The sequence below is a fragment of the Novosphingobium humi genome, from assembly GCF_028607105.1.
Taxonomy (GTDB): domain Bacteria; phylum Pseudomonadota; class Alphaproteobacteria; order Sphingomonadales; family Sphingomonadaceae; genus Novosphingobium; species Novosphingobium humi.
Genome location: NZ_CP117418.1, coordinates 562,420 through 579,486, shown reverse-complemented (window position 1 = coordinate 579,486; position 17,067 = coordinate 562,420). Strand labels below are relative to the sequence as shown.

The window sequence follows — 17,067 nt, the reverse complement described above, 5'->3', positions numbered from 1 at the left end:
GCCTCTATAAGGAACATGTCGGGTCATGCCGCGATCGCCGCTTGCCCCCCCGCTGGCCAGCGACGCGGTGTGATCCGGCACTTAGCCGGAGCGCCTGAAGTTGGTGGAGCCCACCTGAGCGCAGACGTTCCGAAAGGCATGTGCATAGCGCCGCGCCGTATTGGCCCATGTGGTTGGGCGGCTGGCACCATAGGACCGGCGGGCCAGAGCCATGCGCGCGGCATCGTTCCCCAACAGATCGGCCACGCAACGCCCCAGCGCAACCGTGTCGCCAAACGGCACCAGATGCCCTGAGCCGTCGGCCAGCAATTCCGCGGCATGCCAATAGGGCGTGGAAACCACCGGACGACCGATGCCATGCGAAAGGGCCAGCGCCCCCGAGGTCATCTGCGCTTCGTGCAGATAGGGCGTGACATAGACATCGCACATGCCGATATGGTCCAGCATTGCGGACTGGTCGAAAAAGCGGTTGAGAAACGACACATTTTTTCCGATCCCCAAATCCCGGACCAGCGCCATCAGGGATTCCCGATAGGCATCACGGCCCGTTCTCAACTGGTGCGGATGAGTGGCTCCCATCACCACATAGATCGCATCGGGAACAGCGGCCAGAACCGCAGGCATTGCCTCGATCATGGTCTCCACGCCTTTGCCGGGGCCGATCAGGCCAGAGGTCAGGACCACCCGCTGTCCACTATAGCCCAGCCGTGCCTTTGCCGCAGCCGGCAGTGTCCATTCGACATCGGGAATGCCATGCGGGATCACCACGATCCGCTCGGGATCGGCGTCATAATGCTCGACCAGCATGTCGCGTCCTTTGCCGACCATCACCACCACACAGGCGGCAATATCCAGCAGGCGCGCCATGATCATCCTTTGCGCTGGCGTAGGGCGGTCAAGCACGGTGTGGAGCGTGACCACCAGCGGCATATCAAGCCGTTCGACAAGATCGAGAATATAGCCACCCGCTTCGCCGCCGAATATGCCGAACTCGTGCTGGAGGCAGGCGACATCGAACCGCTTGTCATTGATGAATTCGGTCGCTGCGTGATAATCTTCGCGCCGGTTCTGACGCACGATCTGGCAAACCTTGCGCGGATAGAGATAGTCCTGCCCAGGATCGCTCATCGCCACGATCGCGGTTTCCCGGATCTGTGGCATTGCGTGCAGGGCCTGTTCGAGATCGGTCGTAAAGGTGGCCAGCCCGCATTGGCGCGGCAGCGCATTGCCGATCAGCGCCACACGCAGGCCGCGCGGCACCTGGGTGTTCCAATCCGTCCCGCCGCGTGGCTCGGGCATCCAGGGCAGGGCGGAGGGCAAGATCCCTTCCGATTGTCGTAATGGGGCCGAAATTCCGGTAGGCATTATTCCGGTCATGCCAGTCTCTCTCTCGCTGGTGGTGAAAAGCAGGAGGATAGATTGAGGAGACGCGCGCGATAGTCTCGGAATCTACGCGCATGGATCAAAGACCGGGCCTGCGTAGTTTCCGAGGCTTGTCCTTTGCCATCTTTGCGTCTGCACAAGACGATGTCGAAGGCAGCGCTTATTTTGCCGACGGCGGCATTATGTTTGCAAGGATAAGGGGATGCACGTGTTAGTGTCCCATATGACGGCTACCTTCGATCAGCCTGTGTCGGCCGCACCGACCATTGTTGCCATTGGCGCTTCGGCGGGCGGGCTGGAGGCGGTGTCGCGCCTGTTTGCCGCATTGCCCGCGCATACTGGCATGGTTTTCATCGTCGTTCAGCATCTGGAACCCAGCCATAAGAGCCTGATGTCTGAATTGCTGACCCGCCATACCACGATGCCGGTGGCCGAAGCTACCGAGGGCGCCTTGCTGTTGCCCGATACTATCACCGTTATTCCGCTGGGACGCGATATGACCTTGCGCGGGGGTGCTCTGCATCTCTCGGTTCCGCGTGCGCATCATGGTGTGCGTTTGCCTTTTGATACGCTGCTCATCTCGCTGGCGCAGGTCTGCGGACCGCGCACGATCGCCATCGTCCTGTCGGGAACCGGCGAGGATGGCAGCCTGGGGCTGGTCGCGCTCAAGGCAGCCGGGGGCCATATCATTGTCCAGCAGCCCGACGAGGCCGATTACGATGGCATGGCCCGCAGCGCGGTTGCAACAGGGCAGGTTGACCTTGTGCTGCCGCTGACCGCGATGCCCGATGCGCTGGCCCGGATTGCGTCCGGGCTGGCCGGACCGGCGATGAAGGCCGCCCCCCCCGGCGAGGCGCCCGAGGAGATCTCGGGCGGGACCATTGGCGACATCATCCTTTATCTGGGCGCAACCACATCGCATGATTTTCGGGGTTATAAAGCCGGGACTATCGGGCGGCGGATTGAACGGCGCATGTCGCTGCTCAGTCTGCCGCGCGGGGATTATGCCGCCTATCTTGCGCTGTTGCGCCAGCAGCCGCCCGAACGGGATCTGCTGGCGCGTGACATGCTCATCAATGTCACGGATTTTTTCCGCGATCCTAAAGTGTTCGGCCGCCTTGCCAAAGAGATCCTGCCCGATCTGATCGCGCATTTGCCGGCGGGGCGGCCTCTGCGCATCTGGGTCGCCGGGTGCAGCACGGGCGAGGAAGCCTATACTCTGGCCATGCTGACCAGCGAGGCGCTGGCCGTGGCCAAGAGCAGCGCGAAGTTGCAGATATTCGCCTCTGATGTCGATCCTGAAGCCATCGCCTTTGCCCGTGACGGCGTCTATCCTGCGGCCAGCGCGCAGAGCATCCCGCCAGACCTGCTGGCGCGCTATTTCAGCCGGGATGATTATGGCTATCGCGTCAGTGCCAATCTACGTGCGCAGGTGGTGTTTTCGGTACAGGATGTGCTGAGCGATCCCCCCTTTTCGCGGATGGATATGGTATCCTGCCGCAATGTGCTGATCTATCTGGACGCTGCTGCGCAGGGACGGGTGATATCGCTGTTCCATTTCGCTCTGCGCGAAGGGGGCATCCTGCTGCTGGGGGCCTCTGAAACCATCGGCAAGACCGGCGGCCGTTTCGATCTGGTGGCCAAGGCCGAGCGCATTTATCGCCATACTGTGCCAAGCCGTCCGGGCGAGGTGGGCTTTCCTTTCAGCTTTGGCGAGGGCCTGCCGCGCCTGTCCCTGCCCGACAGGGTCAGCACGCTCAACCGCCAGACCAGCCTTGCCGACCTATGCGCCCGCGCGGTGCTGGACGGTTTCGCGCCTGCCGCCGTGCTGGTGAACCGGGCAAGGCAGTGTCTTTATTCGATGGGCGGGGTCGAGCGGTTTTTGCGTCTGGCGCCGGGTTATTTCAGCCTTGATCTGCTCTCGATGGCGCCGCCTGCGCTGCGTGGCAAATTGCGTCTGGCGCTGGAACAGGCCCATGCCGGACAGCGCCATATCCGTGGCGGTCTGACCCGGATACGGAACGAGGAAGGGCAGGTTTCGTTCCGTTTCGAGGTGCGCTTTCTGGGCGGCGCCGAAGAGGAGTTGTGGCTGGTCGTGTTTTTGGAGGAAGCCGTCCGTTCAGGCCCGGCCGCCGATGCCGAGCCGGGGACCGACAACCCCCATGTCCATGCCCGCATCGCAGAACTCGAGCGGGATCTGGCCGCAGCGCAGACAGACCTGCAAATCGCGCTGGCGGCCCAGGAAGTGGCTCATCAGGAGCAAAAGGCGATCAATGAGGAGGCGCTGTCCGTCAACGAGGAGTTCCAGTCCACCAATGAGGAATTGCTGACCTCCAAAGAGGAATTGCAATCCCTCAACGAGGAACTGACCGCGCTCAACAGCCAGCTTCAGGAAACGCTCGACCGCCAGCGCCTGACCTCTGACGATCTTCAGAACGTGCTTTATTCCACCGACATCGGCACGTTGTTCCTTGATAAGGCACTGCGCATCCGTTTCTTCACCCCCGCGATCCGAACGTTGTTTTCGGTCATTGCGGGCGATGTGGGCCGCCCGTTGCAGGATCTTCAGCCGCTGGTCCCCGATGCCGATCTGCTGGCGGACGCGCAAAAGGTGGTGGCTGACGAGGTTTCCTTTGAACGCGAAGTGGCCGGGCGGGCGGGGGAATGGTTCCTGCGTCGCATATTTCCCTATCGCGCGCGCGACGGCCGGGTCGAAGGGGTCGTCATCACCTTTGCCAACATTTCCGAACGCAAGGCCACCGCCAGCGCGCTTGAGGCGGCCAAGCTGGAGGCCGAACGCGCCAATATCGCCAAATCGCGCTTTCTGGCCGCCGCAAGCCACGATCTGCGTCAGCCGCTGCAATCACTCACCTTGCTCAAAACCCTGTTGCGTCAGACCGTCACGGGCGAGCGGGCCGGAGAGCTTCTGACCCGCTTTGACCAGACATTGGGCGCGATGTCTGGGATGCTCGACACGCTGCTCGACATCAACCAGATCGAGGCCGGCGCCGTCGAAGCCCATTTGCAGACCTTTTCCATCGACGAGGTGCTCGACCGGCTGCGCGATGAATTTACCGCTTTGGCGCAGGCGGGCGGCCTTTGCCTGCATATCGCGCCCTGTTCGGCGCTGGTTCGTTCCGACCCGCATCTGCTGGAACAGATGATCCGCAACCTGCTGGGCAATGCGATCAAATATACCCGCCATGGTCGCATCCTGCTGGGTTGCCGCCGCCGCGGGGAAAAATTGATGGTCGAGGTGTGGGATAGCGGGATCGGCATTGCGGCCGACCAGTTAAAGACCATCTTTGAAGAGTTTCACCAGATCGGCCATGCGCCGGAAGATGGCAGCCGGGGGCTGGGGCTTGGCCTGTCGATCGTGCAAAGGCTGGGCCATCTGTTGGGCCATGGGGTCCGCGTGCGCTCTGTTCCGGGCAAGGGTTCGGTCTTTACCATAGAATTGCCGCATCACGGCGCGCCTGCGGCCGACCGGATGCCCCCCGTACCATCGACGCCGCGAGCCAGCCCCGTACTTCGCCATTCCTATCGCATTCTGGTGGTGGAGGATGAGCCCGATGTTCTGGATCTGCTCCACCAATTGCTGGCGGGGCATGGCTATGTCGTGCGCAGTGCAATCAATGCGCAGAGCGCGCTGGAGCAGGTGGCCGATGGCAGGTTTTGCCCCGATATCCTGCTTACCGACTATAATCTTCCGCATGGGGCCAACGGGCTTGATCTGTTTGTTGCAATGCGCGCCAGGCTTGGGCGCGCATTGCCGGCCATCATACTGTCCGGTGACATTTCTACCGATACGCTGGCCCGTATTGCCAGCGGCGATTGCGTCCAGCTGAGCAAGCCGGTCAATGCCGACGCACTGATCGAGGCGATTGAACGGATCGGGCGCCAATTACCCACCTTGCCTGTCGCGACGAAGGAAGCGGACGCGGTTATTTCGGTCATCGATGATGACGCCCAGATCCTGTGCGCCATCCGCGAGCTTTTGGAGAGGGCAGGTCACAAAGTGGCCACCTATGACAGCGCCGAGGCATTTCTCTCGGCCTATCGCCCCGGCCAGGAAGGCTGCATTCTGGCCGATGTGCATCTGGCAGGGATCAGCGGGGTTGATCTGCTGGATCACCTGCGCATGGGCGGCGATGATGTGCCGCTCATGCTGATTACGGGCAGCGGTGAGATCGGGGCGGCCGTCGAGGCCATGCGGATGGGGGCATGCGATTTTATTGAAAAACCTGTGTCCAGCGATGCGTTGATGGCCAGCATTACGCGCGCATTGGCTCGATCCCATGATCTACGGATGGTCGATGCTTTCCACGAAAGCGCCGCGGGGCTTGTGGCGGGGCTGACCTTGCGCCAGCGCGAGGTGATGAAAATGGTGCTGGCCGGACATCCCAGCAAGAATATCGCCAGCGATCTGGGCATCAGCCGGCGTACGGTGGAAAATCATCGCGCAGCGCTGATGCGGCGGATGAAGGTGCACTCACTGCCCGAACTGGCGCGACTGGTGATGGTGGCCGAACGCGAGGTCTGATTATCGCGGTTCGGCGTTGGGGCTGACAGATCGCGGGTCAGGCTCCCTTTCGGCTCAGCGTGGCAAAGCTTGTATCCCGGCCGGCGCAACGCTGAAACATGGTCTCATCGTCGGGGCCGGCTATGGTTTGGGCGATGACCCGGCGCCCGCGGGCCATCCGGCTCTTGATCGTGCCCGGAGCGCACCTGCATTGAACAGCCGCTTCTTTATAACTGAGCCCTTCGATGCCGACCATCATCAGCGCTTGGCGTTGGCCGCTTGACAGATGCTCGATGGCTTTCATCGCATCGTCCAGCAGCAGCGCGTCTTCTTGCGCAGGCTGGACAGTCAGCACATGTTCGGCCAGTTCGGCATCCCAACTTGCGCTCCATTTCCCATGACGCAGTGAGGTGTAAAAGCAGTTGCGCAGTATCACGCAAACCCAGGCCCGCAAATCGGTGTTCTGGATGAAGGTCGCTCGTGCGGCCCAACCGCGCATGATGGCTTCCTGCGTCAGATCCTCGGCCATAGCTCGCTGGCCGCACAGGCGACGGGCAAAACGGCGTAGCATCGGGACCAGCGAGACGATCTGATTGCCAAACTGTCGGTCAAAGCTTGCCGCGTCAGCTCGCGTAACCGGGCTGCTGACCCGCGCGGTCATCGTCTGGCCCACTCTGGTGTTGAAAATTCGGCAAAATGCAGACTTTCATTGGTCGTTTTGATGCTCTCGCCCATTGTCCATTCCTTGTGACAGGCACGCACTGGCGCCTGCGGGTGTCGTCCTGTGTTTCTGAACGACTCAAGGCGATTGGGGCAGCTTCGGAATCTACCTGCCGGCCACTATGTTTTGCCTGCACTGGGTATTTTCCGATGCTCGCGCTGCTGCTTTCGTGCGCCTAGCCTGTCGATCAACGGCCGCCCCTTTTGGGGCTGACCTGCCGGGATCCTCATCCGGATCCGACATCGTTCACGCGCGTCCCCGTTGTGATCGTGAACAGGAGATATCTCATGAACACCCGTTTCAACCTGACCCGCCGGTTTGGTTTTACCGTCCTGCTTTGCGCCGGAATGCTTTCATCCTCCGCCATGGCGGGCGATCAGACCAATGCTGCAGCCGCCATTGCCGTGGCGCGCGGCAAGATTGCCGCAGGCGACAAGGTTGGCGCCAACAGCCGCGCGCCCGAATTGCAGGAGCAGGCGAGGGCGGCGCTGATAGAGGCGCAGCAATTGCTGGACAATCACCACAAGAAGGAAGCGCAGGCCGCCGCTGTCCATGCCGGTGAACTGGCCGATCAGGCGCTGGTGAGCAGCGACAATCGCCGCGAGCAGGCCGAGCAGATTCGCCGCCTTGATGCACAAGACGCCGCCATCAGCGCCCAGCAATCGGCGGCCAGCGCCAATATGCGGGCCAATTCCGCTGAAGCCATGGGCAATGCGGCCAACCTACGCGCCGATGCTGCGACGCAGGAGGCGGTTTCGGCCAATGTCCGCACCGATGCCTTGCGCGCCATGCAAACCCCGCAACCTGCCTCGATGACAACAACTGTGGAGCAGGATGAAACCGCCATGCTTGCCGCGCCCATGCGCCATCGCGCCTTGCGCAAGCCTGTGCACAAGGCCGCCGCCATCCGGCCCGGAAAGACCGTTACCGTGGTGACCACAAGCCAGCATTGAGGCGCTTTTCGCCTCTCGATTTCAGGAAGGTTGTCAACATGAAGATCTTTTCCCGCCCGGCTCTTGCCGGTTTCGCAACGGCCGCGCTTGCGGCGATGGCGCTGGCCAGTCTGGTCGGCTCTTCCGCAGAGGCCCGCACCGCCCTGCAGATCACCCAGCAAGGCAAGGATACGCTGCGACTGCTCGAAGCGCAGGATCCCCGCGCTCGTGGACTATCCCGCCGTGCCCGTGCCGTGCTGGTGTTTCCCTCGATCATAAAGGGCGGTTTCATCTTTGGCGCGCAATCGGGCAATGGGGTGCTGCTGGCCCATGGCAAGACGCGGGGCTATTACAACCTCTCGGGCGGATCATGGGGCCTTCAGGCTGGGGCTCAGGATTTCAGCTATGTGCTGTTTTTGATGAATGATCGCGCGCTGTCCAATGTGGAAAGCAACAGCGGTTTTTCGGCAGGCACCGGCCCCAGCGTGGTGGTCATCAACAAAAGCGCCCAAACGGCGGTCGATACATCGATGATCGACCATGATGTCTATGCATTTCCCTTTAACGGCAAGGGATTGATGGCGGATCTGACGCTTCAGGGCACCAAGATTTCGCAAATCCATCCCAAGTGATCCTCTCAAGACAGAATGGGAAATTTCATGAAACGTTTTTTCATCGGCGCGTTGCTCGCGTCTGGCGTCCTGACCGGCGCCGTCCATGCTTCCGACAGCGGCCCCTATATTACCATCGAAGGCGGCGCAGTTAAGAACGAGCGCGCCGATTTTCGCAGTACCACCAGCAATTTCGAACATTCCGATCATTTCAAAACCGGCTGGGAGGCGGGTGGTGCGCTGGGCTATGACTTTGGCCATTTCCGGGTCGAGGCCGAGGGGTTCTATCACGCGGCCAATCTCAAATGGCAAAACCGTCCCGCCGGCAGCCCTTTGCCCAATGGCACCTTTGGCCCGTCCGATGGTTTGAGCGGCCGCAGCAACAGTACGGCGGTGATGGCCAATGGACTGGTGGGGCTTGGTCATTGGGGAGGGGTCAAGCTCTATGCAGGCGCGGGCATCGGTTATGCAGACACATTCGTGCGTGACGCTCTGCCCGGTGGCGGCCTGATCTCAGGTCATGCCAAGGGACTGGCCTGGCAGGCGCTGGGCGGGCTGACCATGCCGGTCACGCGCAATATCGATCTGGGGGTGAAATACCGCTACTTCCGCCCCGATGGTGGCGAAAACTTCAATTTCTCGGGCGGCGGTGTCCGGCATGGTTCGCTGCGCAGCCATTCGCTGCTGGCCACGCTGACGGTCAATTTCGGCCGTGCGGCAGCCGCGCCCGAAACTGCGCCTGAACCCGTTGCCGCGCCTCCTCCGCCGCCCGAAGCACCGCCTCCTCCTCCTCCGCCACCGGCCCCGATCGCGGCCGTTTGTAACGGGGGGCCGTATATCCTGTTCTTCGACTGGAACCGCTCGGACATCAGTTCTGAGGCTGCCGGCATTCTCGACAGCGCCATCCAGGCCTATGGCAATTGCGGCAGCGTCGGCATCATGCTGGCCGGTTACACCGACAGTTCGGGCACGCCGCAATACAATATGGGCCTTGCCCAGCGCCGCGATGAGGCCGTCGAAAGTTATTTGACCGGCCATGGCATAGGGGCGGGGAAGATCTCGGCGCGCGCCTTTGGTGAAGCAAACCAGCGGGTGGCCACCGCCGACGGTGTGCGCGAATTGCAGAACCGCCGTGTGGAAATCACTTATGGCCCCGGTTCGGGCAAATGACCAACTGGGGGCGGGAGGATTCTGTCGATCAGACGCCGCCCGCCCTCGCATTTACGGAATGGAATTTCCCATGCCCCCATCCACTCAACCTGCCCAGACCTTTCTCAGCGATGTGAGCAGCCTGCGTGAGCGAACCCGCCAGCATATCGCGACCGGCGGGATGAGCCAGACCTATGATGGCGATGTCGAGGCCGCGATCGATATTCTTCAGGCGGTTCTGGCCACCGAGATCGTCTGCTTCCTGCGCTATACCCAACATTCGATCGTGGCCAGAGGCATCGCCGGAGAGGCAGTAAAGGCCGAATTTGCCGCCCATGCGCAAGAGGAGCAGGCCCATGTCATGCTGGTGGCGCAACGGATATGTCAGTTGGGCGGGATACCGGATTTCGATCCCAAGAACCTGCTCTCTCGATCCGCATCGAGTTATGCGACTGCGATGGATCTGGTGGACATGATCACCGAAAATCTTGTCGCTGAAAGGATTGCGGTTGCGCATTACCGCGAACTGGCCCGCTATTTTTCCGACACCGATCCCACCACCAGGCGGATGATCGAACAGATTCTGGCGGCCGAGGAAGAGCATGCCAGCGATATGGCCGATCTGCTGGTCAGGCAGAACGGGTGATGTCACAAGGCAGCCCCATCCTCGCCGCCCATCCTGATGCCGCCGCCATCGCCCGGCACGAGAGCGCCCTGTCGCGTTGGGACAATGAAGGCGGCGCGATTGCCCGACCGGCCATTCGCCTGCCTGCCGATATACCCGAATTGACCAATGCCGAACTGGTGCATCTGCGGATACGGGTCATAGCGCTGGAAAACCTGCTTATCGCCGTGCTTGCACGCGCGCCTGATGGGCAACTCGAGCTGGCCCGTGACATGGCCGCCCATATCGCCCCGCGCCCCGGTTCAACCCATCATCCTCTGACCGAACATGCCGCCCAGCGGATGAGGGATCTGCTGGCACGCGCGCGGCATTACACCGACACAGATATTCCCTAAAGAAGCAGGTGCGCCCCACCATATTTTGCGGGCGCACAATGCGCTCGAATGTCGCCTCATGGACCAACCCCGTCAAGGCGCGCTGCGTAAAGGCGTTGTTTTCCGCACTAAGCCATTCAATCGAGCGCAAGACATTCGCCTCGATCAGCGGTTTATAGATATTAAGCTCCCATTTTCCCTGGATGTCCCCCAATTCCACGACGGCATGATTGGCGATCACCTGTGCGGGCAACTGTAGAGCCGATGTGGCGCGCGCAGTTGCGGGGGGGCTTGCACTTGGATCTGCCGGGGCTCTGCATCGAACGTATGCCCGACGAAGCGGCAAGTCTACCGGTCGGTTGCGCGGCACGGCCGCGCGCAGACAATGTGCATGGCGTTTTCTCACGATTTGTGGAGCCTGCCTGAGCGTTTGACCTCTGCAACCGCGGCCGTGAGGTTCGTATAGCGGTAGCTGCCGACCGTGAACGTTTCCTCGGTGTGGCGGACCACTCCTGGCGGAATACTCGACGGAGCCTCAAGGCTTCCGCCCTCGTTTTCCCATCTGTCGGTGGACTTCGGCATTGGATACCCTCGCGATGCCTGTATCCTCTCGGGAACAGAAAGCAGCAAAGCCACCTCCCTTAATTGATCGGCGATTAATTCCAGCGCCTGCACGATACGGCTTTGCGTCGTTGCATCTGCTCGGCCCTGTGCTTTGCCCAGCCGCTGGTTTGGGGCACGGCCTTGTCCTGATCCCCCTTCCGTCCCTGCTCATTAGGCCCTTTGCAAGCCGCCAACACGGAGGTGGCAAGCAGCAGCAATTGCGCAATACCCCTCAAATCGCTGAGTCTGGATCGCACATGCGACATTGGAAGCATCCACTTCATGCACTCAATGATCGGTCAGGCAAAATGTGCCATGGCCGGAAGAGATATTGCGGTGCTTGCTCTGTGGCCATGAAAGTCCGAGGTTGGCCGATCAGTCCGCACGAATTGTGTTCCTGGGCCTGTCAGTGCGGCGGCGCATTCCGGGACGAAAAGGCGCTCAGCGCACGGCTTTGGGAGGTGGGGCGTTAATGGAGGTCAAGATGACGCATGCTGACAAACAGCGCGATCACCTGAACGAGGACGAGGCGGAATTGCTTCGGCAGCTACGGGAGGTACGCCGAGAGCAAAGGCTGTGCGGCTCGCAGGGCTCGGCAGGCAAACTGAGCAGCGGGCAGCGCGTCGCCGATATGGTTGCTGCCACGATGGGATCATGGCGGTTCATCATCATTCAGACGACCATTCTGGTGTTCTGGGTCATCTTGAACGTCACGGCCTATGTACAGCGGTGGGACCCCTATCCGTTTATCCTGTTGAACCTCGCGTTGTCTTTCCAGGCGGCCTATGCGGCGCCTTTCATCATGATGAGCCAAAACCGGCAACAAGACATCGACCGCGCCGATGCGGCGGCCGATTATCAAATCAATATCAAGGCAGAACTCGAAATCGAACTGCTACATGAGAAGCTTGACGCTTTGAGAGAAAAGGAAGTTTTGGCGTTGACCGAGGCTGTACGACTTCTCAGCAGCCAACTGGCCAAGTCCGAAGAAGCCACTACAATGGCCGGCCAGCCAGCGCCCGAACAGTGACAACGCGCTGACCATGCAATCATTTCTTGGATGCCAGGACGCGCATAGTTCGGCCCACCAGGCCGATAAAAGGTAAGCGGCCGACAGGGGGCCAAGCGCCCTCCTATCCCAACCGATCCTCGTCGGTATAGATTTCAAAGCGGCAAAGCGTGACCGGGCCAAAGGTGGTTGTGAGCGCCGCATCGGCCGCATCGCGGCCGCGCGCCATCAAAATGCGCCCGCGCCGGGGGAAATTATGGCGAGCGTCAAAGACATACCAGTGCCCGCCCAGCCAGACCTCGAACCAGGCGGAAAAATCCATGTCGCCCAAGACGGCCGGCAGATCCATATCGCCCAGATAGCCGGTGCAATAGCGCGCGGGGATGTTCATGCAGCGGCACAGCGCAATCGCCAGATGCGCATAGTCGCGGCAAACGCCAGCGCCTTCGTGAAAAACATCCCATGCCGTCTTGGTCGGACGGGCGGCCATATAGTCAAAGCGGATTGCGCCATGGACATAATCTACAATCGCCTGAACCAGCCCCCACCCCTGCGGCACATGGCCAAACAGGCTCCATGCGATTTCGGTAAGTCGGTCGGTTTCGCAATAGCGGCTGCCTAGCAGATAGTGCAGCACGTCATCGGGCAATTCGGCCAGCGACGCCTGCCGGGCATGGATGTCAACCAGATCCGGCTCAAAACTGTCTTCGATCACAAAGCCGCAGGAAATGGTCAGGCCGCCGGGCGGCATGGTCAACCGGGTGCAGATATTACCGAAACCATCGATATAATCATACATCGGCACATCGGGCGTCGTGAAGATACGTTGTGCGGTGCGCAGATCCTTGTTGCGCGATGTATGGACGCTCAGCTTGGCCAGCATCGGTACGGGCTGCACGCAGGTAAAACCGATATCATATCCGGCGCGGATCAACATGCTGAATGACTTTCATCTGAGGGGAAGGTTCTCTGCCTGAATCCCGGCCTCCGCTGGAAATGCAGCCATGCGTGAGATTATCCTGTTAACGCGCCAATCCGGCGTCAGTTTCACGCCATTTCAAGTGCCATCGGCAGCGCCCCCTTGCGTAAGCAACTCGACCAGCGTGGCGATTTTCACAGTTGCCAAGGTCGAAAACGTGTCGGAGATCGCATAGGGCAGCACGATCCTGTCACCGAATTTCATGGCCCCGCAGGAATAGACCACATTGGGCACGTAGCCTTCGCGTTCGGACTTTTCCGGCTGCACAAGCGGGACGTGCGAACGGCCGATCACACGGCTGGGATCGTCCTTGTCCAAGAGCATCGCGCCGATCGAATAATGGCGCATCGGCCCGACGCCATGGGTGAAGAGCAGCCAGCCCTCGTCAAGTTCGATTGGCGAGCCGCAATTGCCGATCTGAATGAATTCCCAAGGAAATTTAGGGCGCAATATCGGGGTTCCCAAATCCCATTCCAACAGATTGTCGGAATAGATCAGGTGCAGGCTTTCATTGTCATGGCGAGCGATCATCGCATAACGCCCCCCGAGCTTGCGCGGAAACAGCGCCATGCCCTTATTGCCAGCCGCAAGCCCGCGAAGCGCAACGAGCCGGAAGGACAGAAAATCGCGGGTTTCAAGCAATTCAGAACGGATCTCGCGCCCGCTATAGGCGGTATAGGTGGCGTAGTAGGCGGTGCACCCTTCCTCCTCAAAGGCCACGAAACGGGCGTCCTCAATGCCGTTGACCTGCGCCTCGGTGACCGGAAAAATCACCCTTTCGGTAATATCACTGTCGTCGGCAAAGGTCAGTTCTATCCGGTCCCCCACGCGCGCGGTCACTTTGGGCAGGCTGGCAAAACGCAAAGGCGGCTCGATGGCCAGCATCCCTTCTTGGCTGATCGTACCGCAGCGGAATGTCAGCGAAGACACATGACCTTCGCCCACAGCCCGCAGCGACAGGATAAAGCGCAGGCCTCCGTGCGCCACACCGCTTTGGTCGGGATGAGGCACGATGCTGGGGTTGAACAGGGCGGCCGCCTCGAAACTGTATTCATGCAGGAAATAGGCCCCGATCAACTGACGCTGGGCCAGCGAGAAGGAGGCGTGGCTGGCAAAGACATGTTCCATGTCTCTTGCCCGCTGCTCGAAAATCCCCAGCATGTAATCGTGGTGGTCGAAATTGCGCAGAGTGTTGGCCAGAACAGCCTCTGTCTCGGCTTCATCAAGGGCCAAAACCCTCTCGACGATATGATTGACGCGGGCCTTGTCGGTGGGATTGAATTCGCGCGGTTCGATGGCCAGCCGGAAAGGGCGCACCACCACCCGCGAAGGATCAGGCCGCAAATGCAGGGCATGGCGGTTGAAAAAAGGGAAATCTTGCATGGTGTCCTATCCGGCGTGATGAAGGGTAAGCAGCGAAGCGTCCGGCAGCCGAATGGCCGCAGGCCATGGCAGGTCACGCTCGAATTGCCGCATGTCGGAAATGGACAGGAGATAAGAAAGCAGAGATTCGGCTCCCCTGTTCTCATTGGCGCGATCGGGGTGCAAACCATCACGGCAACTGCCGGTGGCAATATCGACCAGCGACACCCCCAGATCATTGGCGCCGGTAAACCATGCAAAGGCTTTATGCGCCTCGACATGCCATAATGGCGCCCCATCGACAAAAGATGCCGCCAGACAGGCCGCGATGGTGGCGCAGGCTTCGAGCGGCTGCTGGTCGAAGCATAGCGGCGTTTCGCGCGAAATCAGCAGAAACCCTTGCGAACCGGCGGGACGGAAATGCCCTTCGGGCGCAGTCTGCCGATTCAGCAGCCAGCGCAGGCTGCGCAAACCATCGTCGACCAGATCGCGCGATCCGCAGCCCTTGCCTGTCACAATCAGCGCCTCGCACAGGCGCGCATTGTCATAGGTCAGCCGATCCTCGAACCATACCCAATCCTGACTCTCGCAGGCCAGCAATCGGGCATGGAGGCGTCCGCCAAGGGTGAGTTGCAGCCGTCGCGCCTCGTGATTGTTCGGTCGGGCGCCGCAATAAAATGACAGGCCCAGCAAGGCGAAGGCCCATGCCCGCGGTGAAGTGAATGCCTTTAGCTTGGCCAACGCCCGTTCAAACAGAGCACCGGCCCATTGTGCCAATTGCGGGTCGTGCCTTTGCGCCACAGATGCGCCCAAAGCCCAGAGCGTGCGTCCATGGCTGTCCTCGGACCCTACATCCTCAAGCCATCGGCGGTCATAGCCCATGAAATTGCGAAACCGGCTCGCATCGGGGTTCCACCCATGCTGGATGAATGCGGCAAAGCGGGGCTGCATCGTTTTAACGACATCGGCCTGAGTGCCTGCGGCCATCCCGCAGCACAGCAGCAAAGCTCGGGCATTGTCGTCGATGCAATAACCGTGACTCCGGTCCGGAATGCCGTAAACAGCATGCTGAAACAGGCCGGTATCGTCGCACATCGCCGCAAAATGGTCGAGCGGCAGTACCGGCAAAGCAGGCAAAGACTTACGGCATGCTGCGCGAAAGGCATCGCGATAGCGCAGCGCGGTGTTGCCCCATGTCATCGCGCGACTGGCCACATAGGCGCGGCGGCCCATGGCCAGACGCGAGCCTTCGTCGGTCAGCAGATCGGCCACCACCGCGCCCAGGCCATCAGCATCGCCAAAAGGCACCAGCGCGCCCGAACCATCGGTCAGCAATTCCAGCGCATGCCAATAAGGCGTCGACACCACCGGCCGCCCCAGGCCGTGAGAATAGGCCAGCGTACCCGATGTCATCTGCGATTCCGCCAGATAAGGCGTCACATAGACATCGCACATGGCGATATGCTGCAAGAGTTCAGGCCGGTCGACAAAGCGGTTGAGGAACACCACATGCCCGACCAGCCCCAGATCGTGCACGCGCGCAATCAGGCTTTCACGATAGGCCTCGCCCGCCTCGCGCAGCAAGGTGGGGTGGGTGGCGCCCATCACCACATAAACCGCATCGGGCGCCGCGGCCAGAACCACAGGCATAGCCTCGATCATCGTCTCGATGCCCTTGTTGGGGCTGATAAGACCAAAGGTGAGGATGACGCGATGGCCGGAAAAGCCCAGCTTTTCCTTGGCCTGTTGAGGGATGATCAGCGGCATGTCGGGAATGCCGTGGGGGATGACGACAATCTTGCCGGGATCGGCGCCATAGATGTCGATCAGGACCGAGCGCCCTTTTTGCGCCATCACCACCACCCGCGCCGAGGCGGCCAGAATGGCCATGGTCACCTTGCGCTGGGCATCGGAAGGCCTGTCCAGCACCGTGTGCAGCGTGGTGACCAGCGGGATGCGCAAAGCAGCGATCAAGCCAAGGATGTGGTCGCCTGCCTCGCCGCCATAAATGCCGAATTCGTGCTGGAGCGAGGCAACATCAAAGCCTTGCTCATGGATGAAATCGGCCGCCGCCAGATAACCTCCGGCATCCTCCTGCGCGATGGACCAGCGGACGTGGGGAGGAAAGGCATATTGCCCGCCCGGATCGCACATGGCGATGATCGCGGTCTGCGCCACGTCGTCAAGGTGGCGCACGGCAAGTTCAAGATCGGTGGTAAAGGTGGCAATGCCACAGCGGCGGGGCAAGGCATTGCCGATGAAGACAACTCGCATCGGCCGGGTCTGCAAGTCGTCTCAGAGCTTGCCTTTCGGCTTGCGCGTGGCGGACAGCACCGGCGAGCTTTCCTGCGGCATTAGCGGCACGATGGCCTTGCCCTTGGCGGCCTTAGGTTTGCGAATTTCGCGATTGCTGCGTTTCTGTGATTTGGCCATGTCAGTCGGTTCCTTGGCTGGCGTGTGATCGAGGGTTTCGGGCCGTCGCCGGGGCGGGGACATAGGGGCGATGGGGATAGGGAAATGCCTGAAAATCCAATCGCGACTGGCGCAAGACACGTAGGCTTTCGACAGCGTCAGGGCCGCTGGGTGCCAATGCGTAACGCATGATGGCAAGCTGCTCGTTTTTGAATATCTGATTGAGGCACATGGCGTGTCCTCCTGTATCAAGCGGGGGCGCATCGCATCCCTCAGCCGCGAGTGGCTCGGTAACGAAGTCTCGCGATGGGACCGGCTATAGCACGGATTGCTGATTGCCTTGCATCAATTCGATGCTCGATGGCTCGCTACTATCGGCCTGTCC

General features: G+C 60.8%; 13 protein-coding genes. 7 read left to right on the top strand and 6 right to left on the bottom strand.

All coding sequences use genetic code 11. The features are described from left to right. Nucleotides 1-81: 81 nt before the first annotated feature. Entirely contained in the window at nucleotides 82-1,299 is a 1,218-nt protein-coding gene (locus PQ457_RS18465) for a glycosyltransferase family 4 protein (protein WP_273620315.1), read from the bottom strand. A 307-nt stretch (nucleotides 1,300-1,606) separates the two neighbouring features. Between PQ457_RS18465 and PQ457_RS18460 the strand changes: the two genes are divergently transcribed. Continuing rightward, entirely contained in the window at nucleotides 1,607-5,926 is a 4,320-nt protein-coding gene (locus PQ457_RS18460) for a CheR family methyltransferase (RefSeq protein ID WP_273620314.1), read from the top strand. Between the two features lie 37 nt (nucleotides 5,927-5,963). On the opposite strand, the gene PQ457_RS18455 is transcribed toward PQ457_RS18460, so the two are convergent. Then, entirely contained in the window at nucleotides 5,964-6,566 is a 603-nt protein-coding gene (locus PQ457_RS18455; RefSeq protein ID WP_273620313.1) for a sigma-70 family RNA polymerase sigma factor, read from the bottom strand. Between the two features lie 347 nt (nucleotides 6,567-6,913). On the opposite strand from PQ457_RS18455, the gene PQ457_RS18450 reads away from it, so the two are divergent. The 6 genes from PQ457_RS18450 to PQ457_RS18425 all read left to right on the top strand — a co-directional run bounded on the left by PQ457_RS18450 (nucleotide 6,914) and on the right by PQ457_RS18425 (nucleotide 11,950). Beyond that, nucleotides 6,914-7,579, top strand: a complete 666-nt coding sequence (locus tag PQ457_RS18450; RefSeq protein WP_273620312.1) for a hypothetical protein — start codon at nucleotides 6,914-6,916, stop codon at nucleotides 7,577-7,579. Between the two features lie 38 nt (nucleotides 7,580-7,617). Further along, nucleotides 7,618-8,190 (top strand): lipid-binding SYLF domain-containing protein, encoded by a 573-nt coding sequence (locus PQ457_RS18445; protein WP_273620311.1) that lies wholly within the window; start codon nucleotides 7,618-7,620, stop codon nucleotides 8,188-8,190. 27 nt (nucleotides 8,191-8,217) lie between these two features. Continuing rightward, complete coding sequence (locus PQ457_RS18440) at nucleotides 8,218-9,339, top strand: OmpA family protein (protein ID WP_273620310.1); 1,122 nt, start codon at nucleotides 8,218-8,220, stop codon at nucleotides 9,337-9,339. A 70-nt stretch (nucleotides 9,340-9,409) separates the two neighbouring features. Beyond that, on the top strand, nucleotides 9,410-9,964 hold the full coding sequence (locus tag PQ457_RS18435; RefSeq protein ID WP_273620309.1) for a ferritin-like fold-containing protein: 555 nt from the start codon (nucleotides 9,410-9,412) through the stop codon (nucleotides 9,962-9,964). Next, nucleotides 9,964-10,338 carry a hypothetical protein gene (locus PQ457_RS18430; RefSeq protein WP_273620308.1) on the top strand — a complete coding sequence of 125 codons (375 nt, stop codon included), beginning with the start codon at nucleotides 9,964-9,966 and terminating at the stop codon, nucleotides 10,336-10,338. The genes PQ457_RS18435 and PQ457_RS18430 overlap by 1 nt, the downstream gene beginning before the upstream one ends. A 949-nt stretch (nucleotides 10,339-11,287) precedes the next feature. Continuing rightward, nucleotides 11,288-11,950 (top strand): DUF1003 domain-containing protein, encoded by a 663-nt coding sequence (locus PQ457_RS18425; protein WP_420541009.1) that lies wholly within the window; start codon nucleotides 11,288-11,290, stop codon nucleotides 11,948-11,950. A gap of 103 nt (nucleotides 11,951-12,053) precedes the next feature. Here PQ457_RS18425 and PQ457_RS18420 read toward each other — a convergent pair whose 3' ends face one another. From PQ457_RS18420 to PQ457_RS18405, 4 genes are all read right to left on the bottom strand, one after another. Further along, entirely contained in the window at nucleotides 12,054-12,866 is an 813-nt protein-coding gene (locus tag PQ457_RS18420; RefSeq protein WP_273620307.1) for a transglutaminase-like domain-containing protein, read from the bottom strand. A gap of 120 nt (nucleotides 12,867-12,986) precedes the next feature. Beyond that, a complete protein-coding gene (locus PQ457_RS18415) occupies nucleotides 12,987-14,291 on the bottom strand; it encodes a glycoside hydrolase family 130 protein (protein ID WP_273620306.1) in 1,305 nt (434 codons plus the stop codon). A gap of 6 nt (nucleotides 14,292-14,297) precedes the next feature. Next, nucleotides 14,298-16,544 (bottom strand): glycosyltransferase family 4 protein, encoded by a 2,247-nt coding sequence (locus PQ457_RS18410; protein WP_273620305.1) that lies wholly within the window; start codon nucleotides 16,542-16,544, stop codon nucleotides 14,298-14,300. Between the two features lie 21 nt (nucleotides 16,545-16,565). Further along, the gene (locus PQ457_RS18405; RefSeq protein ID WP_273620304.1) at nucleotides 16,566-16,703 is read right to left on the bottom strand and encodes a hypothetical protein; all 138 of its coding nucleotides are present in this window, start codon (nucleotides 16,701-16,703) and stop codon (nucleotides 16,566-16,568) included. Nucleotides 16,704-17,067 lie beyond the last annotated feature (364 nt).

Excerpts from the sequence above, each read along its gene's own strand:
- PQ457_RS18465 (WP_273620315.1), bottom strand. The coding sequence starts at position 1,299 with ATGCCCGAGCCACGCGGCGGGACGGATTGGAACACCCAGGTGCCGCGC.
- PQ457_RS18460 (WP_273620314.1), top strand. The coding sequence starts at position 1,607 with ATGACGGCTACCTTCGATCAGCCTGTGTCGGCCGCACCGACCATTGTT.
- PQ457_RS18455 (WP_273620313.1), bottom strand. The coding sequence starts at position 6,566 with ATGACCGCGCGGGTCAGCAGCCCGGTTACGCGAGCTGACGCGGCAAGC.
- PQ457_RS18450 (WP_273620312.1), top strand. The coding sequence starts at position 6,914 with ATGAACACCCGTTTCAACCTGACCCGCCGGTTTGGTTTTACCGTCCTG.
- PQ457_RS18445 (WP_273620311.1), top strand. The coding sequence starts at position 7,618 with ATGAAGATCTTTTCCCGCCCGGCTCTTGCCGGTTTCGCAACGGCCGCG.
- PQ457_RS18440 (WP_273620310.1), top strand. The coding sequence starts at position 8,218 with ATGAAACGTTTTTTCATCGGCGCGTTGCTCGCGTCTGGCGTCCTGACC.
- PQ457_RS18435 (WP_273620309.1), top strand. The coding sequence starts at position 9,410 with ATGCCCCCATCCACTCAACCTGCCCAGACCTTTCTCAGCGATGTGAGC.
- PQ457_RS18430 (WP_273620308.1), top strand. The coding sequence starts at position 9,964 with ATGTCACAAGGCAGCCCCATCCTCGCCGCCCATCCTGATGCCGCCGCC.
- PQ457_RS18420 (WP_273620307.1), bottom strand. The coding sequence starts at position 12,866 with ATGTTGATCCGCGCCGGATATGATATCGGTTTTACCTGCGTGCAGCCC.
- PQ457_RS18415 (WP_273620306.1), bottom strand. The coding sequence starts at position 14,291 with ATGCAAGATTTCCCTTTTTTCAACCGCCATGCCCTGCATTTGCGGCCT.
- PQ457_RS18410 (WP_273620305.1), bottom strand. The coding sequence starts at position 16,544 with ATGCGAGTTGTCTTCATCGGCAATGCCTTGCCCCGCCGCTGTGGCATT.
- PQ457_RS18405 (WP_273620304.1), bottom strand. The coding sequence starts at position 16,703 with ATGGCCAAATCACAGAAACGCAGCAATCGCGAAATTCGCAAACCTAAG.